Origin of the sequence: Comamonas sp. NyZ500 (assembly GCF_016772095.1) — a bacterium.
Taxonomy (GTDB): domain Bacteria; phylum Pseudomonadota; class Gammaproteobacteria; order Burkholderiales; family Burkholderiaceae_C; genus Comamonas; species Comamonas thiooxydans.
Map to the genome: position 1 here is coordinate 16,784 of NZ_JAEIJE010000023.1, position 21,415 is coordinate 38,198.

24 protein-coding genes are annotated in these 21,415 nt (G+C 62.9%); 20 read left to right on the forward strand and 4 right to left on the reverse strand.

All coding sequences use genetic code 11. The features are described 5' to 3' along the window. Positions 1-66: 66 nt before the first annotated feature. A complete protein-coding gene (locus JAO85_RS22525) occupies positions 67-225 on the forward strand; it encodes a hypothetical protein (protein WP_202789074.1) in 159 nt (52 codons plus the stop codon). 69 nt (positions 226-294) lie between these two features. On the opposite strand, the gene JAO85_RS22530 is transcribed toward JAO85_RS22525, so the two are convergent. From JAO85_RS22530 to JAO85_RS22540, 3 genes are all read right to left on the reverse strand, one after another. Beyond that, a complete protein-coding gene (locus tag JAO85_RS22530) occupies positions 295-489 on the reverse strand; it encodes a hypothetical protein (RefSeq protein ID WP_039052282.1) in 195 nt (64 codons plus the stop codon). 311 nt (positions 490-800) lie between these two features. Further along, positions 801-1,553: a GntR family transcriptional regulator gene (locus tag JAO85_RS22535; RefSeq protein WP_202789075.1), complete on the reverse strand. Its 753-nt coding sequence runs from the start codon at positions 1,551-1,553 to the stop codon at positions 801-803. 4 nt (positions 1,554-1,557) lie between these two features. Further along, a complete protein-coding gene (locus tag JAO85_RS22540) occupies positions 1,558-3,261 on the reverse strand; it encodes a sigma-54-dependent Fis family transcriptional regulator (RefSeq protein WP_063664248.1) in 1,704 nt (567 codons plus the stop codon). A 305-nt stretch (positions 3,262-3,566) separates the two neighbouring features. Here JAO85_RS22540 and JAO85_RS22545 point away from each other — a divergent pair, with 305 nt between their 5' ends. The 10 genes from JAO85_RS22545 (at position 3,567) to JAO85_RS22590 (ending at position 11,125) form a co-directional block, all read left to right on the forward strand. Beyond that, positions 3,567-3,758, forward strand: a complete 192-nt coding sequence (locus JAO85_RS22545; RefSeq protein ID WP_003066655.1) for a phenol hydroxylase subunit — start codon at positions 3,567-3,569, stop codon at positions 3,756-3,758. Positions 3,759-3,799: 41 nt separating this feature from the next. Continuing rightward, positions 3,800-4,792, forward strand: a complete 993-nt coding sequence (locus JAO85_RS22550) for an aromatic/alkene monooxygenase hydroxylase subunit beta (RefSeq protein WP_202789076.1) — start codon at positions 3,800-3,802, stop codon at positions 4,790-4,792. An 11-nt stretch (positions 4,793-4,803) separates the two neighbouring features. Beyond that, complete coding sequence (locus tag JAO85_RS22555; RefSeq protein ID WP_003066653.1) at positions 4,804-5,097, forward strand: MmoB/DmpM family protein; 294 nt, start codon at positions 4,804-4,806, stop codon at positions 5,095-5,097. A 47-nt stretch (positions 5,098-5,144) separates the two neighbouring features. Further along, the gene (locus tag JAO85_RS22560) at positions 5,145-6,755 is read left to right on the forward strand and encodes an aromatic/alkene/methane monooxygenase hydroxylase/oxygenase subunit alpha (RefSeq protein WP_202789077.1); all 1,611 of its coding nucleotides are present in this window, start codon (positions 5,145-5,147) and stop codon (positions 6,753-6,755) included. Continuing rightward, positions 6,752-7,108, forward strand: a complete 357-nt coding sequence (locus tag JAO85_RS22565) for a phenol hydroxylase subunit P4 (protein WP_003066651.1) — start codon at positions 6,752-6,754, stop codon at positions 7,106-7,108. The genes JAO85_RS22560 and JAO85_RS22565 overlap by 4 nt, the downstream gene beginning before the upstream one ends. 59 nt (positions 7,109-7,167) lie before the next feature. After that, a complete protein-coding gene (locus JAO85_RS22570; RefSeq protein WP_202789078.1) occupies positions 7,168-8,241 on the forward strand; it encodes an NADH:ubiquinone reductase (Na(+)-transporting) subunit F in 1,074 nt (357 codons plus the stop codon). Between the two features lie 7 nt (positions 8,242-8,248). Then, positions 8,249-8,614 carry a 2Fe-2S iron-sulfur cluster binding domain-containing protein gene (locus JAO85_RS22575; protein WP_012839081.1) on the forward strand — a complete coding sequence of 122 codons (366 nt, stop codon included), beginning with the start codon at positions 8,249-8,251 and terminating at the stop codon, positions 8,612-8,614. Between the two features lie 10 nt (positions 8,615-8,624). After that, positions 8,625-9,569, forward strand: coding sequence for a catechol 2,3-dioxygenase (locus tag JAO85_RS22580; RefSeq protein ID WP_012839080.1), 945 nt, complete (start codon positions 8,625-8,627; stop codon positions 9,567-9,569). A gap of 201 nt (positions 9,570-9,770) precedes the next feature. Then, positions 9,771-10,661 carry a transporter gene (locus tag JAO85_RS22585; RefSeq protein WP_202789079.1) on the forward strand — a complete coding sequence of 297 codons (891 nt, stop codon included), beginning with the start codon at positions 9,771-9,773 and terminating at the stop codon, positions 10,659-10,661. A gap of 11 nt (positions 10,662-10,672) precedes the next feature. Continuing rightward, complete coding sequence (locus tag JAO85_RS22590) at positions 10,673-11,125, forward strand: heme-binding protein (protein WP_202789080.1); 453 nt, start codon at positions 10,673-10,675, stop codon at positions 11,123-11,125. Between the two features lie 28 nt (positions 11,126-11,153). Here JAO85_RS22590 and JAO85_RS22595 read toward each other — a convergent pair whose 3' ends face one another. Next, complete coding sequence (locus tag JAO85_RS22595) at positions 11,154-12,050, reverse strand: LysR substrate-binding domain-containing protein (RefSeq protein WP_202789081.1); 897 nt, start codon at positions 12,048-12,050, stop codon at positions 11,154-11,156. A gap of 112 nt (positions 12,051-12,162) precedes the next feature. Here JAO85_RS22595 and JAO85_RS22600 point away from each other — a divergent pair, with 112 nt between their 5' ends. The 9 genes from JAO85_RS22600 to JAO85_RS22640 all read left to right on the forward strand — a co-directional run bounded on the left by JAO85_RS22600 (position 12,163) and on the right by JAO85_RS22640 (position 21,167). Then, positions 12,163-13,617 (forward strand): 2-hydroxymuconic semialdehyde dehydrogenase, encoded by a 1,455-nt coding sequence (locus JAO85_RS22600; protein WP_039050861.1) that lies wholly within the window; start codon positions 12,163-12,165, stop codon positions 13,615-13,617. Next, complete coding sequence (locus tag JAO85_RS22605; RefSeq protein WP_202789082.1) at positions 13,598-14,467, forward strand: alpha/beta fold hydrolase; 870 nt, start codon at positions 13,598-13,600, stop codon at positions 14,465-14,467. Before JAO85_RS22600 ends, JAO85_RS22605 begins: the two co-directional genes overlap by 20 nt. A 4-nt stretch (positions 14,468-14,471) precedes the next feature. Next, on the forward strand, positions 14,472-15,254 hold the full coding sequence (gene dmpE / locus JAO85_RS22610) for a 2-oxopent-4-enoate hydratase (RefSeq protein ID WP_202789083.1): 783 nt from the start codon (positions 14,472-14,474) through the stop codon (positions 15,252-15,254). 180 nt (positions 15,255-15,434) lie between these two features. Continuing rightward, the gene (aphF, locus tag JAO85_RS22615; protein ID WP_039050864.1) at positions 15,435-16,355 is read left to right on the forward strand and encodes an acetaldehyde dehydrogenase AphF; all 921 of its coding nucleotides are present in this window, start codon (positions 15,435-15,437) and stop codon (positions 16,353-16,355) included. Between the two features lie 12 nt (positions 16,356-16,367). Then, positions 16,368-17,402: a 4-hydroxy-2-oxovalerate aldolase AphG gene (gene aphG / locus JAO85_RS22620; RefSeq protein ID WP_202789084.1), complete on the forward strand. Its 1,035-nt coding sequence runs from the start codon at positions 16,368-16,370 to the stop codon at positions 17,400-17,402. Positions 17,403-17,416: 14 nt separating this feature from the next. Further along, positions 17,417-18,208, forward strand: a complete 792-nt coding sequence (gene dmpH, locus JAO85_RS22625) for a 2-oxo-3-hexenedioate decarboxylase (protein ID WP_012839071.1) — start codon at positions 17,417-17,419, stop codon at positions 18,206-18,208. 249 nt (positions 18,209-18,457) lie between these two features. Further along, positions 18,458-19,438 carry a tripartite tricarboxylate transporter substrate binding protein gene (locus tag JAO85_RS22630; RefSeq protein ID WP_039050865.1) on the forward strand — a complete coding sequence of 327 codons (981 nt, stop codon included), beginning with the start codon at positions 18,458-18,460 and terminating at the stop codon, positions 19,436-19,438. A 179-nt stretch (positions 19,439-19,617) separates the two neighbouring features. Next, positions 19,618-19,827, forward strand: coding sequence for a 2-hydroxymuconate tautomerase (locus tag JAO85_RS22635; RefSeq protein WP_269446921.1), 210 nt, complete (start codon positions 19,618-19,620; stop codon positions 19,825-19,827). 929 nt (positions 19,828-20,756) lie between these two features. Then, the gene (locus JAO85_RS22640; protein ID WP_202789085.1) at positions 20,757-21,167 is read left to right on the forward strand and encodes a VOC family protein; all 411 of its coding nucleotides are present in this window, start codon (positions 20,757-20,759) and stop codon (positions 21,165-21,167) included. Positions 21,168-21,415 lie beyond the last annotated feature (248 nt).

A 21,415-nucleotide genomic window follows, 5' to 3' on the forward strand; every position in this document is an offset into this window, starting at 1 on the left:
GTCGGTAGCCCAAAGTACAACCTAACCGTCAATCCACGACACAGCAGCTCTAGAGAGCATTCCGTCATGGCTTACGACTTGCACTTGGTTAGAACTAGCAATTGGTTGGATGCCACCGATGCCCCAGTCACCAAGGAAGATGTTGATGCATTGCTCTTATCTGACGCCGAACTTGCCTGGTCAATGGACTACATCGACATGAAGCTTGAGGGTGAAGCAAAGTGATTCCATCTTATCGAATGGAAGGGCGAGCCCTTTTTTGGGTGGTACAAGGACCAAATCAGGTTCAACAGCTCAGATCAAGATGCGCTCATTAAGCTGATTGGTATGGCCGACGCGCTTAATGGCGCACCATGCATAAAAGCGCTCGGGAGATAGGGATTTAGCAAGTACCAGGTGGCCCCACTGATCCACCGCTTGCACTTGGTAGAACCGCCTGGAAAGATCGACGCCCACTCGCACGATGGGCCCATCGGTCAGCTCAGTCATGGCATTCTCCAGTTGAATCCGATGGGACTTTCGAGCATCCATGCTGATCATTGGGCATCAGCGCAGAACTAGGAAAGTCCTTTCGTATTCGTTCTGAGACGGTCGCGTCCCGGCCAAAAGCGGAAGTCGGCTTGATTCATGCAAGCCTCTGACGAATGCTGGCCTACGGAGTTATTCGTGGTCAGTGGCCTGAATGGCAACGGCAATCGAGTGATGGACTGCTCTTAGACAGGTAGACATACCCTGTCTATCCTCTGGCACTTTCCTATCCAGCACAGACGGATATCAAAATGATAAAACTGTGCTGCAGTTCATACCTCCCCTTCCGGCCGGATGCCAGGCAACACCAGTTTGCCTTCCCGCATGGCCTGCAGCAGCAGATGGGGGGTGGTGCAAATATGGGCTTCCAGGGCCAGGGCCGCGCGGGCCTCGTGGCCAGCCATGGCGAGCTCGAAGATCTCCTGGTGCTCGGCATGCACATCGCGGGTGAGCGCGGGCTGCTCCATGGCGTAGCAGCGGTAGCGCTCGCTATGGCGCGCCAGCAGGCGTAGCACCTTCAATGTCCAAGGGGATGCATAGCCGGAGAGCAGGGTCTCGTGAAAGCGCAGGTTCAAGGCCTCCCACTGGCGGCGGTTGTCGCTGGACAGCGGTTGCTCGGCTGCCGAGAGCTCGTCATAGCTGGCCTGCAACTGGGACCGCCAGGCCGCGTCGCCATGGCGTATGGATTCACGCAGTGCATGGGTTTCGATATGTACCCGCAGGCGGGTGATGTCCTGCAGGTCGTCCATGGCGATGGTGGAGACGCGAAAGCCGCGCTGGCCTTCGGTTGTGACCAGGGCATCACTGACCAGGCGCGTCAACGCCTCCCGCAAGGTGCCTGCACCGACCTCGTAAGCCTGGCGCAGATGCTCTATGCGCAGCTTGCTGCCAGGCAGCAGGCGGCCTTCGACAATGTCGGTGCGCAGCCGGGCATAGGTTTGCTCGGTCAGGGTGCGCGATGCCTCGCCGCCGCTGGATTCAACCTCGGGCAGGGCCAGGCATTGCATAAAGGATTTCTTGGCCAAGCGTTTACTCCTCGGTACCTGTTGTGCGTTCGCGGATGCGTGAGAGCCGGTAGCTGAGTTGGGGGCGGGTCATGCCCAGGGCGCGGGCCGCTGCGGCCAGATTGCCGCTGGCGCGGCGCACGGCTTCTTGCAGCAGCCCGTCTTCCAGGGCGTCCAGCGAAAGCCCCTGGTGCTGCATGCTGTCGTAGACACTGGCCGTATGCAGATCGCCATCTGTGCCGCAGGCCTGGGCCAGATGGCCTTGGTCGTCTATGGTACTTTGGCCGTTATCGCTCCATTGGGGGAACAGGCAAGCCACATCGATGGGTTCGCCGGTCGGCGTGAGGATGAGGCCGCGTTCCACCAGGTTCTCCAGCTCGCGCACATTGCCGGGCCAGCTGTGGCCGCGCAGCGCGGTCAGCGCCCGGTCACTGAAGCCCGGGGCCGGCTTGCCGTGCAAGGCCGAGTATTTCTGCAGCAAATGCATGGCTAGCAGCTCGATATCGTCCACGCGCTCGCGCAGCGCAGGGATGCGTATGGGGTAGACGTTGAGGCGGTAGAGCAGGTCGCGCCGAAAGCGCCCCTGTTCCACGGCTTTCTCCAGGTCCACATTGGTGGCGGCGATCACGCGTACATCGACCTGGGTGCTGCGGTGGCCGCCCAGGCGTTCCACCTCGCCGCTTTGCAGCACGCGCAGCAGCTTGGCCTGGGCGGCCAGGGGTAGCTCGCCCAGCTCGTCCAGCATCAGTGTGCCGCCATGGGCGCGTTCAAAGCGCCCTATGCGCGTGGCTGTGGCGCCGGTGAAGGCGCCTTTTTCGGCGCCGAACAGCTCGCTCTCTATCAGGTCGGCGGGCAGGGCCGCGCAGTTCACTGCCACAAAGGGTTTGTCGGCACGCGGGCTCATGGCATGAAGGGCGCGCGCAAAGCGTTCCTTGCCCACGCCGGTCTCGCCCGTGAGCAACACCGTAACCTGGGTGGGAGCTGCCTTGGACAGCAACTCCAGCGCGGCCTGAAAGGCACGTGAATGGCCCAGCAACGGGCCCTGGCTGTCGCAAGGGGCCAGGCCGGTGCGCAAGGCCTCGACCTGAGACTGCAGCTCATCCAGGCGTACCAGCATGGAGTCGGGGTCGTAGTCGCGTGCGATCTGTTCGCCATCGGGCCACTCATGTTGAAACCGGCCCTCTATCAGGCAGTGTGCGTGGCCACAGGTGGAGCACTGCATTTCCTTGAAAAACACCGGGCGACGGAAGAACGCGCTGGAGTAACCCGAGGCATAACCCAGCAGCATCCAGCACGAGGGCTGGTCCTGGGGGCCCCATTCGCGCAAATGGATTTCCGCTTCCCAGCTGTGTTCCCAGCGCACCACGCATTGAAAGTGGCCCGCCTGCTCATCGGCCTCAAAGATTTCCGGCGTGGCGCGCACCGCACCCTCCAGCCGGTGCAGCTGGGGACCTACGGCAAACATCTCGAACAGGCTGGCTGTGGGCCTTATCTGGCGTGCCAGCAACGCATCGCGCTCACCTGCGGCATAGCCGGCACGCAGCAGCAGGCGCCGCGTGTGATCGGGGCCCATGGTGTTCATCATTTCGCGGCGCAGGGCGTGAAGAGAGGCCAGATGCAGCAGCAACATGCGCTGGCCCGAGAGCCAGATCAGTCCGTCTTCGGTGGAGAAGCGGACCTGGCTGCGCAAATCGGCATCGGAGGGTAAGGCGGGAGGAGTGTGGGGCATGAGAAAACTATCGATAAAACATCGAATTCTGGCTACGGGATTGACCCGCATCCCCGGCCTTGAACTGCTGGCGTAATTGATGAATTGCGCACCTTTGCTTGGGGTGCTTGATCATTTGGTCATGCTGCAGCGCAGTAGGAACTGAAGCACTGTGGATGCCGTCCTAGGGTTTGCCCTGGAATCACTGCTCCCCAGCTTGCTCAAACACGCATAAATTTAGGGAGTAACCCTTGATTTATCGATATTTCCATGAACTGGCACGGGCTGTGCAATTGCAAAAGCCACAGACCCGCCAGGAGCCCCTCATGGAAACAAGCACTCTCGATCTTCCCGCCTGCGATCTCACGCGCCGCTCGGTGCGCGTGCTGCAAAAGCGTGCCAACGGTTTTGTGGACTTTGAGTTCTCCGTGGGCTGGCCCGAACTCACGGTGGAGCTGGCCATGACAGAGGCCGACTTCGAGGCCTTCTGCCAGGTCCAGAAAGCCAGGCTGCTCTGACCATCACTCACGCATCCCACGACAACACAGGAGACAAGCCCATGAACATCGAGCTTTCGGCGCGCGAGATACAGCCGCTGCGCCATACCTTTGCCCGCGTGGCAGCTTACACGGGAGACAAGCCCGCGTCGCGCTATCTGGAGGCCACGCTGGGCGTGCAGCCCACACATCATTTCCATTACCGGCCGCTGTGGGAGCCTGAGTTCGAGCTGTTCGACACCGGCCGCACGGCGATCCGCATGGCCGACTGGAACGCGCTGCGCGATCCACGTCAGTACTACTACGCCACCTGGACCATGACCCGTGCCAAGCAGCAGGAGGCCGTGGAAGCCAACTACCAGTTTGTGGAGTCGCGCAACCTGGCCGGCAAGATGTCCGATGCCCTGCGCGCCAAGGCCTGCGATGTATTGATGCCGCTGCGTCATGTGGCCTGGGGCGGCAATATGAACAACAGCCAGATCTGCTCACGTGGCTACGGTACGCCCTTCACGGCTCCGGCCATGATGCATGCCATGGACCATCTGGGCGTGGCCCAGTACCTCACGCGCCTGGGCCTGGTCATGGACGAGCCCGGCGTGCTCGAAGCCGGCAAGAACGACTGGATGCAGCACCCGGCCTGGCAGCCGCTGCGCCATCTGGTGGAAGACCTGCTTGTGGTGCAGGACCCCATGGAGCTGTTCGTGGCCCAGAACATGGTGCTCGACGGACTGCTCTATCCCCTGATCTACAACCACTTCGTGGACGAGCATGTCACGGTGCAGGGCGGCACGGCCGTGGCCATGCTCACGGCCTTCATGCCCGAGTGGCACACCGAGACCGCACGCTGGATCGATGCCGTGGTCAAGGTAGCTGCAACCGAATCCGCAGACAACCGCAGCCAGCTGTCGCACTGGTATCTGAGCTATGCCGACCATGCCTGCGTGGCACTGGCCGCCGTGGCCGAACTGGCCCTGGGTGCGCGTGGCGCAGCCGTGCTCAGCGAAGTCCGCCAAAGCCTGGATGCCCGTGCCCGCAAGGCCGGTCTGGACATCTGAGGAGCAGCGCCATGAGCACATCTGCCAGCACCCCCGTCTCCAAGGTGTTCATCGCCTTTCAGGACAACGAGGAATCGCGTCCCGTGGTGGATGCCATCCTCGCCGACAACACCCACGCCCAGGCCGTCTACTCGCCCGGTCTCGTGAAAATCGACGCCCCCGGCCGCCTGGTCATACGTCGCGCCAGCATTGAAGAGCAGACCGGTCGCCCCTACGAGCTGCAGCAGATCCAGATCAATCTGGTCACGCTGTCCGGCCATGTGGATGAGGACGACGACGAGTTCTCCCTGAGCTGGAACCAGTAAGAACCGCTCCCCGAACACCACCAGACAACGCCATCCAAGGAGACACCATGGACGCACCCGTAATCAAGAAAAAGCTGGGCCTCAAGGACCGCTACACCGCCATGACACGTGGCCTGGGCTGGGAGACCAGCTACCAGCCCATGGACAAGGTCTTCCCCTATGACAAGTTCGAGGGTATCAAGATCCACGACTGGGATAAGTGGGAAGACCCCTTCCGCCTGACCATGGACGCCTACTGGAAGTACCAAGGCGAAAAAGAGAAAAAGCTCTACGCCGTGATCGAGGCCTTTGCCCAGAACAACGGCCAGTTGGGCGTGACCGATGCGCGCTATCTCAACGCGCTCAAGCTGTTTATTCAGGGCGTGGTGCCGCTGGAGTATTACGCCCACCGCGGTTTTGCCCATGCGGGCCGGCATTTCACCGGTGCGGGGGCACGCGTGGCGGCGCAGATGCAGTCCATCGACGAGCTGCGTCACTTCCAGACCGAGACCCATGCGCTGTCCAACTACAACAAGTACTTCAACGGCATGCACAGCTCCAGCCACTGGTTCGACCGGGTCTGGTTTCTGTCGGTGCCCAAGTCCTTTTTTGAAGATGCGCTGAGCGCAGGTCCGTTCGAGTTCCTCACGGCAGTGAGCTTCTCCTTCGAATATGTGCTGACCAATCTGCTGTTCGTGCCCTTCATGTCGGGCGCGGCGCATAACGGCGATCTGTCCACCGTGACCTTTGGCTTCTCGGCGCAAAGCGATGAGTCGCGCCATATGACGCTGGGCATCGAATGCATCAAGTTCATGCTGGAGCAGGACCCGGGCAACGTGCCCATCGTGCAGCGCTGGATCGACAAATGGTTCTGGCGCGGCTACCGCGTGCTGACCCTGGTGGCCATGATGCAGGATTACATGCTGCCCAAGCGCGTGATGAGCTGGAAGGAAGCCTGGGAGATGTATGCCGAGGAAAACGGCGGCGCTCTGTTCCGCGACCTGGCGCGCTACGGCATCCGCGAGCCCGCAGGCTGGAAGCTGGCCTGCGAAGGCAAGGACCACATCAGCCACCAGGCCTGGAACATCTTCTACAACTACACGGCAGCCGCACCTTTTCACACCTGGGTGCCCGGCGAGCAGGAGATGCAGTGGCTGTCTGAAAAATACCCGGACAGCTTTGACAAGCACTACCGTCCTCGCCTGGAGCACTACCGTGCCGAGCAGCAGGCCGGCAAGCGCTTTTACAGCAAGACCCTGCCCATGCTGTGCACCACCTGCCAGATCCCTATGGGCTTCACCGAGCCCGGTGACCCCACCAGGATCTGCTACCGCGAATCCGACTACGAGGGCAGCAAATACCACTTCTGCAGCGACGGCTGCAAGCATGTCTTCGACGACGAGCCCGAGAAGTTTGTCCAGTCCTGGCTGCCGGTGCACCAGATCTACCAGGGCAACTGCTTCAAGCCCGATGTGGACCCCACGGCCGAAGGCTTTGACCCGCTGGCTGCCGTGCTGGACTGGTATGGCATGAATGTGGGCCGCGACAACATGGACTTTGAGGGATCGGAGGACCAGCGCAATTTCGCGGCCTGGCGCGGCGATCCGCCACCGGCAACCTCGGCCAACCACGCAGCCAGTAACGCTTCCGCGAACCCCAGCCAGGAGGCCCAGCCATGAGCGTCACCGCACTCAAGCCCTATCGCTTTCCCGCCAAGGATGTGCGCGAGAACTTTCCCGCGCCTCTGCTCTATATCGGCTGGGAAGACCACCTGATGTTCTGCTCGCCCGTGGCCCTGCCGCTGCCGCCCGACATGCCTTTCGGTGCGCTGGCCCAGGCCGTGCTGCCCGATGTCTACGGCGCCCACCCCGACTTTGCACGCATCGACTGGAGTGAGGTGCAGTGGTTCAAGTCGGGCCAACCCTGGTCGCCCGATGCTTCCAAGTCGCTGGCCGATAACGGCCTGACACACAAGGACGTGATCCGTTTTCGCACCCCGGGCCTGATCGGCATCCAAGGCTCTTACAGCTAACCACCCTGGCGGTTGCAGCGCTGGCCTGGCCGGCGCTGCAGGAATGAGAGCGAGACGATATGAGCTACCAACTGACCTTAGAACCCCTGGGCGCCTCGATTGAAGTGGAGGAAGGCCAGACCCTGCTGGACGCCGCTCTGCGCCAGGGTATTTACATTCCCCACGCCTGCGGCCACGGCCTGTGCGGCACCTGCAAGGTCCAGGTTTGCGACGGCGAGGTGGACCACGGCGCGGCCAATCCTTTCGCGCTGATGGACATGGAACGCGAGGACGGCATGACGCTGGCCTGCTGCGCCACGCTGCAGTCCGATGCCACCATCGAGGCCGATTTCGAGGACGAGCCCGATGCGCAAATCATCCCCGTGCGCGACTTTGCGGCCACAGTGGTGCGCATCGTCGATCTGACGCCCACCATCAAGGCTTTGCACCTGCGCCTGGAGCAGTCCATGCGCTACCAGGCGGGCCAGTATGTGCAGCTGCGCATACCCGGTCTGAGCGAGGTGCAGGGCGGCTCGCGCGCTTTTTCCATCGCTAACGCGCCTGGCGCCGATGGCTGCGCCCAGGAGATCGAGCTCAATGTGCGCCTGGTGCCGGGCGGCGCGGGCACGGGCTGGCTGCACGAGCATTTGAGCGAAGGTGACAGCCTGCAGCTGGCCGGGCCTTATGGGCGCTTTTTTGTGCGCCATTCGGCACGCCAGCCCATGGTCTTCATGGCAGGGGGCTCGGGGCTTTCCAGTCCACGCGCCATGATTTTGGAGCTGCTGGCCAATGGTTGCGAGCAGCCCATCACCCTGGTCTACGGCCAGCGCTCGCGCGAGGAGTTGTACTACGACGACGAGTTTCGCGCCCTGGCCGCGCAGCACCCGCATTTCACCTACATCCCCGCGATATCGGGCGAGGACTGCGGGGATTGGCAAGGCGCACGTGGCTTTGTGCACGAGGCTGCGCAAGCCCATTTTCAAGGCGGCTTTGCGGGTTGCAAAGCCTATCTGTGCGGGCCACCACCCATGGTCGAGGCCTGTATTTCCACCCTGATGCAGGGCCGGCTGTTTGAGCGTGACATCTACACCGAGAAATTCCTCTCGGCCGCCGATGCGCAAGGCACGCGCAGCCCCTTGTTCAAGCGTGTCTGAGGCAGCCATGACAGCCATGCAAAACGTGCAAGTCAGCGTTGAGCAAACCGGCGATACCTATGCCTGCGGCACCCACGAAAGCCTGCTGAGCGGCATGTTGCGCCTGGGGCGCAAAGGCATTCCAGTGGGCTGCGTCAACGGCGGCTGCGGCGTCTGCAAGGTGCAGGTGCTCGAAGGTGCGGTACGCCATCTGGGCCCCGTGAGCTGTGCCCATGTGAGCGATCTCGAGCGTGATCAGGGCTACACCCTGGCCTGCCGTGTCGCCCCGATGGAAGCCGTGCGCATTGCGGTGGCACAGCGCCTGCATAAACCATTTTTTCTGCGGGCGGCTTCCCCTGCGCCCACAACCCACGACACACCAACAAGCAACTAAGGAGACAAACATGGGTGTAATGCGAATCGGCCACGCCAACTTGCGCGTGATGGACATGGATGCAGCGCTCAAGCACTACGAAAACGTGCTGGGCATGAAGGTCACGCTGCGCGATGCGGCGGGCAATGTCTACCTCAAATGCTGGGACGAGTGGGACAAGTATTCCCTCATCCTCACGCAAAGTGATCGCGCCGGGCTCAACCATGTGGCCTACAAGGTGCAAAACGATGCCGACCTCGACAGCCTGCAGGCACGTATCGAGGCCTGGGGTGTGAAGACCACCATGCTGCCCGAAGGCAGCCAGCCCACGGTGGGTCGCATGCTGCAGTTCAATCTGCCCAGCGGCCATGAGATGCGCCTGTACGCCAAGAAGGAGTGCGTGGGCACAGACGTGGGCTCTCTGAACCCCGACCCTTGGCCCGATGGCCTCAAGGGCGCAGGCGCGCATTGGATAGACCACTGTCTGCTGATGTGCGAGATGAATCCCGAGGCCGGTATCAACACCGTGGAGGACAACACCCGCTTCATGGCAGAGTGCATGGACTTCTTCCTGACCGAGCAGATTCTGGTCGGCCCCGAAGGCAAGATGCAGGCCGCGACCTGGATGGCGCGCTCCACCACGCCGCACGACATCGCCTTTGTGGGCGGCCCCACCTCGGGCCTGCACCACATCGCCTTCTTCCTGGACTCCTGGCACGACGTGCTCAAGGCCGCCGACGTCATGGCCAAGAACAAGGTGCGCATCGATGTGGCTCCCACGCGCCACGGCATCACGCGCGGCGAGACGATTTACTTCTTCGACCCCAGCGGCAACCGCAACGAGACCTTTGCCGGCCTGGGCTATCTGGCCCAGCCCGATCGCCCCGTGACCACCTGGAGCGAGGACCGTCTGGGCAGCGGCATTTTCTATCACACGGGTGAGCTCGTGGCGTCGTTTACGGATGTGTACACCTGAAAGGGAACACCCCCTGAGGCGCTTCGCGCCTTCCCCCCGCTCTTCGCATCGCAAGCGATGCGGGCAGGGGGACGCTGCCAGCGCTGCAGGGCGGCCCTTGCGCGGCAACCCTGATTGGGCCGCGCCAGTTTTTGGCGCAGGGCCCCTGCACAGCCCCATGGACCCCCGAGACATTTGTGAACCCACAAGAAAGAGATAGAGATGAACCACAAGATTGCATCTGCTGCCCTGGCCCTGTTGGGCGCGCTGGCAGCCACGGCCTTGCAGGCCGAAGGCCATTACGTCCCCGGTGTGGAGGGCATGCAAGGCCCCAGCGTGCCGCCGCCCGGCATGTACTACCTCGGCTATATGGTGAACTACAACATCAACGATTTCCGCGCGCCGGGTAGCAGCGACAACCTGCCCGGCCACAACCGTGGAACCGTGACGGCCCTGGCCAACCGCTTTGTCTGGATCACCAACTACAAGCTGCTGGGCGCGGACTACGGCATGGAAGCCATCGTGCCGGTGATGCGCACCTCGCTCACGGTGAATGCGGCCGGCATTTCCGACAGCCGCTCGGGTGTGGGCGACGTCTATCTGGGCCCGCTGGTGCTGGGTTGGCATGGACCGCAGTGGGACGCCGTGGCCGGTGCCGGGATCTGGCTGGACTCGGCCAGCAGCCGCGACCCGGCCTCGCCGGGCAAGGGCTACAAAAGCACCATGCTCACCGGTGGCCTGACCTATTACTTCGACGCTGCCAAGACCATTTCGGCCTCGGGTCTTATGCGTTTTGAGCGTAACGGCAAGAACGATATGGGCTTTCGCAACGGCAACCAGGTGACGCTGGAATGGGGTCTGGGCAAGCATTTTGGTGCCGTGCAAGCCGGCCTGGTGGGTTACAGCCAGTGGCAGATCAGCGATGACAAAGGCCCGGGTGCCACGAGCCAGCATTCCTCGCGCCATGCACTGGGCGCCGAGCTGGTTTACCCGGTGCCAGGTGCAGGCATGTTCCTCAAGGGCGCGGTCTACAAGGAAGTCAGCGCCACGGCCGGCACGGGGGCCCTGCCCAAGGGTTCGCTGGTGCGCTTCACAGTAGTCAAAGCATTTTGAGGAGGCTTGACATGCTGGACTCACTAATGGTTTCTCAGCCCGTGATCCGCACCGAAGCAGCCTTGCGCGCCGTGGGTGCGGCCGTAGCCAAGGCAGTGGAATTGGGTGTGCGTGTCAATGTGGCCGTGGTGGATGCGGCCGGGGTGCCGGCCGCGTTTGTGCGCATGACGGGCGCAGCCCTGCACTCCATGGACATCGCCACGGACAAGGCCTATACGGCCGTGAGCTTTGGCCTGCCCACGGGCCAGTGGAATGAGGCCTTGGCCCAGCATTCGCCGGCCGTGCGCCAGGGCCTGGTCCTGCGACCGCACTTTGTGGGCTTTGGCGGTGGGCTGCCCATCGTGGTGGAGGGCGCACGCATTGGCGGCATCGGGGTGTCCGGCGGCAGCGAGCAGCAGGACGAGACCATTGCCGAGACCGGCCTGCAGGCCCTGGGTCTGGTTGGGGACCAGCAAGGTGGCTGAAACCTGGCGCCTGCCTGCCCCTCCAGGCCTAGGTTTTGCTCTGGCCCGCAAAGGTGCGCACCACGTCCAGAAAGGCCGCCAGCACCGGCGATGCATCGTCGCTGCGGTACAGGCAGCTGAGCTCGATGTCACGCAAGTGGCGCGAGTGCAGCGGCCGGTATTCCACGCCGGGCAGGCGCAAGCTGGTGGCCGAACGCGTGGTGATGCAGGCGCCAAAACCGCCTGCAACCAAAGCCACGCAGGTCAGCACATCTTCCACCGACTGGGCCACGTTCAGACGCAGGCCCTCGCGGTGGAAGGCATTGCTGACTTCCTGGGCCAGGCCATGCAGAGAGAGATTGGGGTAGAGGATCATGGGCTCGTTGTCGAGCTCGGACAGAGCGACCTCTTCGCGCGCGCACAGCCTGTGCGTGGCCGGCAGACCCACGACAAGGGCTTCCTTGAGCACGGTCTGCACGCCTATGCCTGGTTCTGCTGGCACCAGCCGGTTGAAGCCAATGGTGATTCTGCGTTCGCGCAGCGCCTGCAGTTGCTCATCCTTGGTCTGGTTGTGCAGCGCTATGCGCACCTCGGGCCTGGCCTGGTGAAACGCCGCCAGCAGGCGCGGAATCACGTCCAGTACGCCGGAGCCAAAAATGCCCACGTCCAACTGGCCCGTCAGCCCCTGACCGGCTCTTTGCGTGCGCTCGCGGGCGCGCTCGGCCAGCGACAGGATGTTGGGCACCTCGTCCAGCAGGGTCTGGCCTGCCGCCGTCAGCTCCACGCCCTTGGGCGTGCGCACAAACAACTCGGTGCCCAGTTCCTCTTCGATAGCGCGTATCTGCCGCGTCAGCGGTGGCTGTGCCATGTGCAGCCGGGCCGAGGCCCGACCGAAATTCAGCTCTTCTGCCAGCGCCAGAAAGTACCTCATCTGCCTCAAGTCCATGGGGTGGCTCCTTGATACCTTATAGGTATTGATTTTTGAGAATTCAGTATTGGACAGTATTGAACACCGAATTTATCGTTGCTGCAAAAGCATGAGTGACAGGAAGAAAACCATGAAAGACATCCAGAACTTCATCAACGGTGCCTACGTTTCCACGGGGCGCAGCTTCGACAAGCACTCACCGCTCACGGGCCAGGTGATTGCCAAGGTGCATGAGGCCGGCCGCAGCGAAGTCGATGCTGCCGTGGCTGCAGCGCGCACTGCGTTGAACGGACCCTGGGGCCGTATGAGCGTGGCCGAGCGCGTGGAAAAACTCTATGCCGTGGCTGATGGCATCAACCGCCGCTTCGAGGAGTTTCTGGCTGCCGAATGTGCGGACACGGGCAAGCCGCGCAGTGTGGCCAGTCATATCGACATTCCGCGTGGTGCGGCCAACTTCAAGATTTTTGCCGACGTGGTCAAGAACGTGCCCACGGAGTTCTTCGAAATGGCCACGCCGGACGGGCGCGGTGCTATCAACTACGGCCACCGTGGCCCGGTGGGCGTGGTGGGCGTGATCTGCCCCTGGAATCTGCCCTTGCTGCTGATGACCTGGAAGGTCGGCCCGGCCCTGGCCTGCGGCAACACCGTGGTGGTCAAGCCTTCCGAAGAATCGCCCCAGACTGCAGCCCTGCTGGGCGAGGTCATGAACGAGGCTGGCATTCCGCCCGGCGTCTACAACGTGGTCCATGGTTTCGGCCCCGATTCGGCCGGCGAGTTCGTCACCAGCCACCCTGGCGTGGATGCCATCACCTTCACCGGCGAGACGCGCACTGGCGAGGCCATCATGAAGGCTGCAGCCAAGGGCGCACGCCCCGTGAGCCTGGAGATGGGGGGCAAGAACGCTGCCATCGTCTTTGCCGACTGCGATTTCGACGCGGCCATCGAAGGCACGTTGCGCTCGGCCTTTGTCAATAGCGGCCAGGTCTGCCTGGGCACGGAGCGCGTCTATGTGGAGCGCCCGATTTACGAACGCTTTGTGGCCGCGCTGAAGCAGCAGATCGAGGCTTGGAAGATCGGCGTTCCCGAAGACGATGACACCAAGCTGGGCCCGCTGATCAGCAAGGAGCACCAGGTCAAGGTGCTGTCGTATTACCAACTGGCGGTGCAGGAAGGTGCCACTGTGGTCACCGGCGGCGGCGTGCCCGACCTGGGCGCCCAATATGCGGACGGTGCCTGGGTGCAACCCACGATCTGGACCGGCCTGCCCGAGACGGCACGCGTCATCAAGGAAGAGATCTTTGGTCCCTGCTGCCATATCGCCCCCTTCGATACCGAGGAAGAGGTGCTGACCAAGGCCAATGACAACGTCTACGGCCTGGCCAGCGCCGTCTGGACGCAAGACCTGACCCGCGCCCACCGCGTGGCCCAGCGCATGCATGTGGGCATTTCCTGGGTCAACAGCTGGTTTCTGCGCGATCTGCGCACGCCTTTTGGCGGTGCCAAGCAATCGGGCATCGGCCGCGAAGGCGGTGTGCATTCGCTGGAGTTCTATACGGAGCTGAAGAATGTCTGCATCAAACTCTGAGCGAAATCCGGAGCTGGCGCAGTCCATCGCCGCCGCTGGCATCCGTACCAATTACCACGACCTGGGCAGCGGTCATCCCGTGCTGCTGATCCACGGCTCGGGTCCGGGTGTTTCGGCCTGGGCCAATTGGCGGCTGGTGATGCCTGCGCTGGCCGAGCGTGCGCGCGTGATCGCGCCTGACATGGCGGGCTTCGGCTACAGCGAACGACCCGATGGCTTCGCCTATCGCATGGACGCCTGGGTCGAACAGGCCGTGGGCCTGCTCAATGCGCTGGGAATCGCCCGGGCTGATCTTGTGGGCAATTCGTTCGGCGGAGGCCTTGCGCTGGCGCTGGCGATCCGCCATCCCGAGCGCGTGCGCCGCCTTGTGCTCATGGGCAGTGTGGGCGTTCCGTTCGAGCTCACGCCGGGGCTGGACGCAGTCTGGGGCTACGAGCCGTCCATAGACGCCATGCGCCAGTTGCTGGATATCTTCGCCTACGACCGGAGCATCGTGAACGACGAGCTGGCGCGCCTGCGCTACGAGGCCTGCATCCGGCCCGGCTTTCACGAATCGTTCTCGGCCATGTTTCCCGCACCGCGCCAGCGCTGGGTCGATGCGCTGGCGAGCCGCGAAGAAGACATCCGCCGCATTCCGCATGAAACGCTGATCGTGCATGGCCGCGAGGACCGCGTGATCCCGCTGGCCAACTCGATCACCTTGTCTGACTGGATTGCGCGATCGCAACTGCACGTCTATGGCCATTGCGGGCACTGGACGCAGATTGAGCACAGCGCCCGTTTTGCACGCCTGGTAGCCGATTTCCTGGCTGAAGCCGACGCTGATGAACCCCATCCCTTAGCCGACTGAACCTATGAACACCGAACTGCAAGAAAAGCTGGGCGACGAGCTGTACGAGGCACTGTCGCAGCGTCGGGTGCTCGAACCATTGAGCACCCGCTACCCCGATATCAGCATCGCGGATGCCTACGCGGTGCAGCAGCACATGCTCGCGCGGCGCATTGCTGCGGGTGAGCGCGTGGTTGGCAAGAAGATAGGCGTGACCTCCAAGGCCGTGATGGACATGCTGGGCGTGTTCCAGCCCGACTTTGGCTGGCTCACCGATGGCATGGTCTTCAACGAGGGTGAGGCCGTATCGGCGAGCAGCCTGATACAGCCCAAGGCCGAGGGCGAGATCGCCTTTTTGCTCAAGAAAGCGCTCCAGGGTCCGGGCGTGACGGCAGCCGATGTGCTGGCCGCCACAGAGGGCGTGATGGCCTGCTTCGAGATCGTCGACTCCCGCATCCGCGACTGGAAGATCAAGATCCAGGACACGGTGGCCGACAACGCCAGTTGCGGCGTCTTTGTGCTGGGCGATCGCCTGGTCGACCCGCGCGATGTGGACCTGGCCACCTGCGGCATGGTGCTGGAGAAAAACGGCGAGATCGTGGCCACGGGCGCGGGCGCTGCCGCCCTGGGCCATCCGGCCAATGCCGTGGCCTGGCTGGCCAACACCCTGGGCGCCCACGGCATCGCGCTGGAGGCTGGCGAAGTCGTGCTCTCCGGCTCGCTGGCCGCCATGGTGCCGGTCAAGGCCGGGGACAACCTGCGCGTGACCATAGGTGGAATAGGTAGTTGTTCTGTGAGGTTTGTTTAAGCGTCACACCTGCCCCCAGGTCGCATGAACGGGCGCGTTCCAAGGCCAGGGACAGCGAGCAAGGGCCTAGGCGGCCCCGCCGCCCCGCAGCGAGGCTGTCGTCCCCCTCCCGCGAAGCGAGAGAGGGGGAAGGCGCGCAGCGACTCAGGGGGTGCTATTTCAAAACTGGAGACAAAAGAGATGAAAAAAATCAAATGCGCGCTGATCGGGCCGGGCAATATCGGCACCGACCTGTTGGCCAAGCTGCAGCGCAGCCCCGTGCTGGAGCCGGTGTGGATGGTGGGCATAGACCCCGATTCCGATGGCTTGAAGCGGGCGCGTGAAATGGGCATCAAGACCACGGCTGAGGGCGTGGATGGACTACTGCCACATATGCACGCTGATGGCGTGCAAATCGTGTTCGACGCCACCAGTGCCTATGTGCATGCCGAGAACTCACGCAAGGTCAACGAGCAGGGCGCGCTGATGATTGACCTCACGCCGGCGGCCATAGGCCCTTTCTGCGTGCCCCCGGTCAACCTGATACAGCACCTGGGCAGCGGCGCCATGAATGTCAACATGGTCACCTGCGGGGGGCAAGCCACCATCCCCATGGTGGCGGCGGTGAGCCGCGTGCAGGCCGTGGCCTATGGCGAGATCGTGGCCACCGTGTCCTCCAAGTCCGTGGGACCGGGCACGCGCAAGAACATTGACGAATTCACGCGCACCACAGCAGGTGCGGTGGAGAAGGTAGGCGGTGCCAAAAAAGGCAAGGCCATCATCGTCATCAACCCGGCCGAACCCCCTTTGATGATGCGCGACACAGTGCACTGCCTGACCGAGGACGAGCCCGACCAGGCCGCCATCACCGCCTCCATCCACCAGATGCTGGCCGAGGTGCAGAAATACGTGCCCGGCTATCGCCTGGTCAACGGCCCGGTGTTTGACGGCAAGCGCGTCTCCGTCTTCCTCGAGGTCGAAGGCCTGGGCGACTACCTGCCCAAGTACGCGGGCAATCTGGACATCATGACTGCCGCCGCCGCGCGCACGGCCGAGATGTTCGCCGAACAAATGCTGGCCGGCAAGCTCACGCTCGCACCCATGGCCCCCGTAGCCGCCTGAAGGAGAGGCAATATGGAACTCAAAGGCAAGAAGATCACCGTTCACGACATGACGCTGCGTGACGGCATGCACCCCAAGCGCCATCTGATGACGCTGGAACAGATGAAGAGCGTGGCTCAGGGCCTGGATGCGGCCGGCGTGCCGCTGATCGAGGTCACGCACGGCGACGGCCTGGGCGGAGCCTCGGTGAACTACGGCTTTCCCGCGCACAGCGACGAGGAATACCTGTCCACCGTGATCCCGCTGATGAAGCAGGCCAAGGTCTCGGCCCTGCTGCTGCCCGGCATAGGCACGGTGGACCACCTGCAGATGGCGCATGAGGCGGGCGTGTCCACCATCCGCGTGGCCACGCATTGCACCGAGGCCGATGTGAGCGAGCAGCACATCACGGCCGCACGCAAGCTGGGCATGGACACCGTGGGCTTTTTGATGATGGCGCATATGAACAGCGCCGAAGGTCTGGTCAAGCAGGCCAAGCTGATGGAAGGCTATGGCGCCAACTGCGTCTATGTGACCGACTCGGCAGGCTATCTGCTGCCCGACCAGGTCAAGGAACGCATTGCCGTCGTGCGCGCTGCGCTCAAGCCCGAGACTGAGCTGGGCTTTCACGGTCACCACAACCTGGCCATGGGCGTGGCGAATTCCATCGCCGCCGTGGAAGCCGGCGCCAACCGCATCGATGCGGCGGCCGCAGGCCTGGGCGCCGGTGCGGGCAACACCCCCATGGAAGTGCTGGTGGCCGTGTGCGAGCGCATGGGAATTGAGACCGGCGTCGATGTCTGGAAGATTCAGGACGTGGCCGAAGACCTGGTCGTGCCGCTGATGGACTTCCCCATTCGCGTGGACCGCGATGCGCTGACCCTGGGCTATGCGGGCGTGTACGGCAGCTTTTTGCTGTTCGCCAAGCGGGCCGAGAAGAATTACGGCATTCCGGCGCGTGATCTGCTGGTCGAGCTGGGCCGGCGCGGCATGGTCGGCGGCCAGGAAGACATGATCGAGGACACGGCGCTGACCATGGCGCGCGAACGCGGCCTGCTGGCCGCCTGATGAGGAGAACAGTGATGGCACTCAGCAAAGACAGTATTGCCCGTTTGGCGGAGCACCTCGAAACCTGCCAACTTCAGGCGCGCGATACCCCCAAGATCACCGACGAGCACCCGGACATGGACTGGGATGATGCTTATGCCATACAGACCGCCATCCTGGCGCGCAAGCTGGCGCGCGGCGCGCGCGTGGTGGGCCTCAAGGCCGGGCTGACCTCGCACGCCAAGATGAAGCAAATGGGCGTCACCGACCCGGTGTTCGGCTTTCTGGTGGACTGCTTCAGTGTGCCTGATGGCGGCACGGTCAAGACCTCGGAGCTGATCCACCCCAAGGTGGAGCCCGAGATCGCCTTTGTGCTCAAGCATGCGCTCAAAGGGCCTGGCTGCCACATTGGCGCCGTGCTGGCCGCCACTGACTTTGTGATGCCCGGCATCGAGGTCATTGACAGCCGCTACCGCGACTTCAAGTTCGACCTCAAGAGCGTGGTGGCCGACAACACCTCGGCCGCGCGCTTTGTGGTCGGCGGCCAGCCCCTGCGCCCCGACGCCGTGGACCTGCGCACCGTGGGCCTGGTGCTGGAGAAAAACGGCCAGCCCGTGGCCATGGGGGCCGGTGCGGCGGTGCTGGGCCACCCGGCAGCGGCCATTGCCATGCTGGCCAACCACCTGGGCCGACGTGGCCAGGAAATTCCGGCGGGTAGCCTGATTCTGTCGGGCGGCGCTACCGAGGCCGTGGCCGTGGCCGCTGGCGACCATGTTTGTTTGCGCGTGCAGGGGATGGGCAGTACCTCGATTCAGTTCGCCCCCTAAGTCGCTTCGCATCTTTCCCCCTCTCTCTCTCTTCCGGAGGGGGCAGATGCCCTCGCTACGGGGCGGCCCTTGCTCGGCGTCCCAGGCCTGAGCCGCGCCGGGCTTGTGAAGCAGGAGGGCGCTTGAACCCGCCCCGCAACGGGAAGGCAGGGCTTCAGGCAAGGGGATGCAACAGCACTAAGAGTTGTCTTGGCGCCTCCAAATGATGCGCACCATCAAGTTTTTTCAGAACGACAACGGAGACAAGCAATGCAAAGAAGAGAGTTGATGACCACGGTCGCCATGGCTGCCATGGCCATGGGCCTGCCTGGGCGCGCCCTGGCGCAGGCCGGCTATCCCACGCGCCCGGTGCGCATGATCGTGCCGTTTCCTGCGGGCGGCCCCACGGACGTCATGGGCCGCGCGGCTGCCAAGGCCATGTCCGACAAGCTGGGCCAGCCCTTTGTGGTGGAAAACAAGGCTGGGGCCGGCGGCAATATCGGCACGGACGCCGTGGCCAAGGCCGCAACTGACGGCTACACCATAGGGCTCACAGCCATCAGCAGCCTGGCCATTGCGCCCCACCTGTACAACAGCGTGCCTTTTGATGTGGAGAAGGACTTGCGCCCCATCTCCCTGGTCGGCACCACGCCTTGCGCGCTGGTGATCAACCCGGGCGCGCCGTTCTCCGACCTCAAGGGTATGGTGGCCTATGCCAAGGCCAATCCCGGCAAGGTGAATTACGCGACCTCGGGCATTGGCACCAGCAACCATCTGGCGGCCGAGTTGTTGCAGTCCGTGGCCGGTATACAGCTGACCAATGTGCCCTACAAGGGCTCAAGTCAGATCGTGCCCGACCTGCTGTCGGGCACGGTAATGATGAGCATGGAAAGCTCGCTGGCCACGACCTTGCAGCACATCAAGGCTGGCAAGCTGCGGGCCATGGCCGTGACCTCGCCCCAGCGTTCCAAGGCCTTGCCCGATGTGCCCACGGTGGCCGAGTCGGGCTACCCGGGCTTCGAGGTCGAGACCTGGTTCGGCCTGGTCGCGCCGGCCGCCACGCCCCAGGCCGTGATCACCAAGCTGCACCAGGCCTGGGAGGTTGGTGCCAAGACGGGCGAGGTACAGCAGGCCTTTGACAACATCTCGGGCAATCTGCGCGTCAACACGCCGCAGCAGTTCGCCGATTTCATTCGCGCTGAGAACAAGCGCTGGGGAGACTTGATTCGCAAATTGGGGATTAAAGCTTAACCCCCCTGAGTCGCCTGCGGCGCCTTCCCCCCAGGGGGCGACGCCTTCGCCGCGAGGCGGCTCTTGCTCGGCGTCTCTGAGTTGGGCTCTGCCGGTTTTTGGCGCTGCGCCTCTTGCCTTGCTCCCTCGCCCCTTCGGGGAGAGGGGGCAAGTCAGCGCAGCGCAATCGATAACGACTGATAGAAAAAGGAAGTTCTATGCCATTCGCACAAATCTACATGATTGAAGGCCGCAGCGAGGAACAGAAAAAGGCGGTGATCGAAAAGGTCACCCAGGCCTTGGTCGAGGCCGTTGGCGCTCCCGCCGCCAATGTGCGGGTCTGGATACACGATATGCCCAAGGAGAACTGGGGCATTGCCGGCGTCAGTGCCAAAGAACTGGGACGCTGATCGGGCGGGGGAGCCTCTCTTGATCGCCTCGGTCTTAAATTCTTCAGGTTAGATCGACCAGAGTTTGTAGAGGGTTCAAGCCTCCTATTCCGTTCCATAGGTGCACTTGGATGTGCGGTCCCAGGAGGCCCTGGTGCATTCTTCAGCCTGGAGCAGGAGAAAGCACTATGGCAATCCGTCTGCATGGCAGCGCCCGCACAACGCCGGGCATACGCTCTGGACTACGGCTAGCCACCGGCTCTCATCGGTCTTTGGCCAAGCTCTGCGGCATCAACCCCAAGACTGCGGCCAAGTGGCGTTCGCGCACCTCGGTGCTCGATGCGCCCCTGAGGTCCTCATGGCAGAGCAATCCAGCATCTTCCTCAAGAGCAAGAACACTTGGCAATTGCGCGGCACAGGTAAGGGCATCTGTCGCTTGACGACCTCATGGGGCAGCTTCTGGAGACCGCACCCAAGCTCAGCCGTAGCGCCTTGCTACTCTCCACAGGGCCCCAACTGAAGGCCACAGTCGGCGGCTCATCTGAAGCCCGCCATCGAACAAATGCCGGTATTGCCTCTCATGACCGCTTTAAGCGCAAACCAAGAGGCCGCGCCGTAGCCACAGTGCAAAGCAGACATAGGCCGGTGAGCTTCAACTGGCTGTAATGGTTCGATCGCTGCCTTGGATCACTGGCGACTCTCGGTTGCGGCCACCGTCAGCCTGCGACCTGAACGACGGCTAACGCAGTTGGCTGACACTGGTGCTGCTGGATATGATGTATCAATAGCTTGTTCTCCCGCTCCGAGGCTGGGAAGCTGTGGTGGCCACGCCAGCGCCACTCTGGGCAGGAAGACGGCCTCACATCCAGCATGCAGCTCCTGGACGAACTGTTGGCGTCGCTCGCCAACGCCTGAAGATTCCCTCTCACCACAGACCTTGAAAGTCTCAAATGTCCAAGAAAATCTTCGTCAACCTGCCCGTCGCTGACTTGCAGAAGGCCCAGTCCTTCTATGAAGCAATCGGCGCCGTCAACAACCCGCAGTTCAGCGACAACACCGCCGCCTGCATGGTCGTCTCCGACAGCATCTACGTGATGCTGCTCACCCACCCGAAGTGGGCTACGTTCACCCAAAAGCCCATCGTCGATGCCCATGCTGCCAGCGAAGTCATGTTGTGCCTGAGCGCCAACGACCGCACGGCGGTCGACCGCATGGTTGAGGCCGCTTCCGCTCACGGCGGCAAGGCGGACGTGAACCCCTTGCAAGACCACGGCTTCATGTATGGCCGCAGCTTCGAGGACGTAGACGGCCACATCTGGGAAATCATGTTTATGGACATGAGCCAGATGCCTCAAGGCTGACGCAACCATGACCATCGGCAACGCCATAGACGTCTTCTAGCGCTGCCTGCGCGGCAATGTGCTGGCCACCTGCTCAGGCCGGTAGCACTGGTTTGTGGACTTCGCTGACAGCCGGCTTCTCCGGCTGGGATCGCAATCGGGGTGTCCGCTTCGTGGCATATCCGAGCACTCACTCTATCGGCCAGAGGCAGTCACTTGGTTTGAACTCCATGAGTGCTCATTGGCATTCTGCGGTCCTAAAACGGTGA

Excerpts from the sequence above, each read along its gene's own strand:
- dmpE (WP_202789083.1), top strand. The coding sequence starts at position 14,472 with ATGAACACCGAACTGCAAGAAAAGCTGGGCGACGAGCTGTACGAGGCA.
- JAO85_RS22605 (WP_202789082.1), top strand. The coding sequence starts at position 13,598 with ATGTCTGCATCAAACTCTGAGCGAAATCCGGAGCTGGCGCAGTCCATC.
- JAO85_RS22630 (WP_039050865.1), top strand. The coding sequence starts at position 18,458 with ATGCAAAGAAGAGAGTTGATGACCACGGTCGCCATGGCTGCCATGGCC.
- JAO85_RS22555 (WP_003066653.1), top strand. The coding sequence starts at position 4,804 with ATGAGCACATCTGCCAGCACCCCCGTCTCCAAGGTGTTCATCGCCTTT.
- JAO85_RS22540 (WP_063664248.1), bottom strand. The coding sequence starts at position 3,261 with ATGCCCCACACTCCTCCCGCCTTACCCTCCGATGCCGATTTGCGCAGC.
- aphG (WP_202789084.1), top strand. The coding sequence starts at position 16,368 with ATGGAACTCAAAGGCAAGAAGATCACCGTTCACGACATGACGCTGCGT.
- aphF (WP_039050864.1), top strand. The coding sequence starts at position 15,435 with ATGAAAAAAATCAAATGCGCGCTGATCGGGCCGGGCAATATCGGCACC.
- JAO85_RS22545 (WP_003066655.1), top strand. The coding sequence starts at position 3,567 with ATGGAAACAAGCACTCTCGATCTTCCCGCCTGCGATCTCACGCGCCGC.
- JAO85_RS22600 (WP_039050861.1), top strand. The coding sequence starts at position 12,163 with ATGAAAGACATCCAGAACTTCATCAACGGTGCCTACGTTTCCACGGGG.
- JAO85_RS22590 (WP_202789080.1), top strand. The coding sequence starts at position 10,673 with ATGCTGGACTCACTAATGGTTTCTCAGCCCGTGATCCGCACCGAAGCA.
- JAO85_RS22640 (WP_202789085.1), top strand. The coding sequence starts at position 20,757 with ATGTCCAAGAAAATCTTCGTCAACCTGCCCGTCGCTGACTTGCAGAAG.
- JAO85_RS22585 (WP_202789079.1), top strand. The coding sequence starts at position 9,771 with ATGAACCACAAGATTGCATCTGCTGCCCTGGCCCTGTTGGGCGCGCTG.
- dmpH (WP_012839071.1), top strand. The coding sequence starts at position 17,417 with ATGGCACTCAGCAAAGACAGTATTGCCCGTTTGGCGGAGCACCTCGAA.
- JAO85_RS22525 (WP_202789074.1), top strand. The coding sequence starts at position 67 with ATGGCTTACGACTTGCACTTGGTTAGAACTAGCAATTGGTTGGATGCC.
- JAO85_RS22595 (WP_202789081.1), bottom strand. The coding sequence starts at position 12,050 with ATGGACTTGAGGCAGATGAGGTACTTTCTGGCGCTGGCAGAAGAGCTG.
- JAO85_RS22575 (WP_012839081.1), top strand. The coding sequence starts at position 8,249 with ATGACAGCCATGCAAAACGTGCAAGTCAGCGTTGAGCAAACCGGCGAT.
- JAO85_RS22550 (WP_202789076.1), top strand. The coding sequence starts at position 3,800 with ATGAACATCGAGCTTTCGGCGCGCGAGATACAGCCGCTGCGCCATACC.
- JAO85_RS22530 (WP_039052282.1), bottom strand. The coding sequence starts at position 489 with ATGACTGAGCTGACCGATGGGCCCATCGTGCGAGTGGGCGTCGATCTT.
- JAO85_RS22570 (WP_202789078.1), top strand. The coding sequence starts at position 7,168 with ATGAGCTACCAACTGACCTTAGAACCCCTGGGCGCCTCGATTGAAGTG.
- JAO85_RS22560 (WP_202789077.1), top strand. The coding sequence starts at position 5,145 with ATGGACGCACCCGTAATCAAGAAAAAGCTGGGCCTCAAGGACCGCTAC.
- JAO85_RS22565 (WP_003066651.1), top strand. The coding sequence starts at position 6,752 with ATGAGCGTCACCGCACTCAAGCCCTATCGCTTTCCCGCCAAGGATGTG.
- JAO85_RS22580 (WP_012839080.1), top strand. The coding sequence starts at position 8,625 with ATGGGTGTAATGCGAATCGGCCACGCCAACTTGCGCGTGATGGACATG.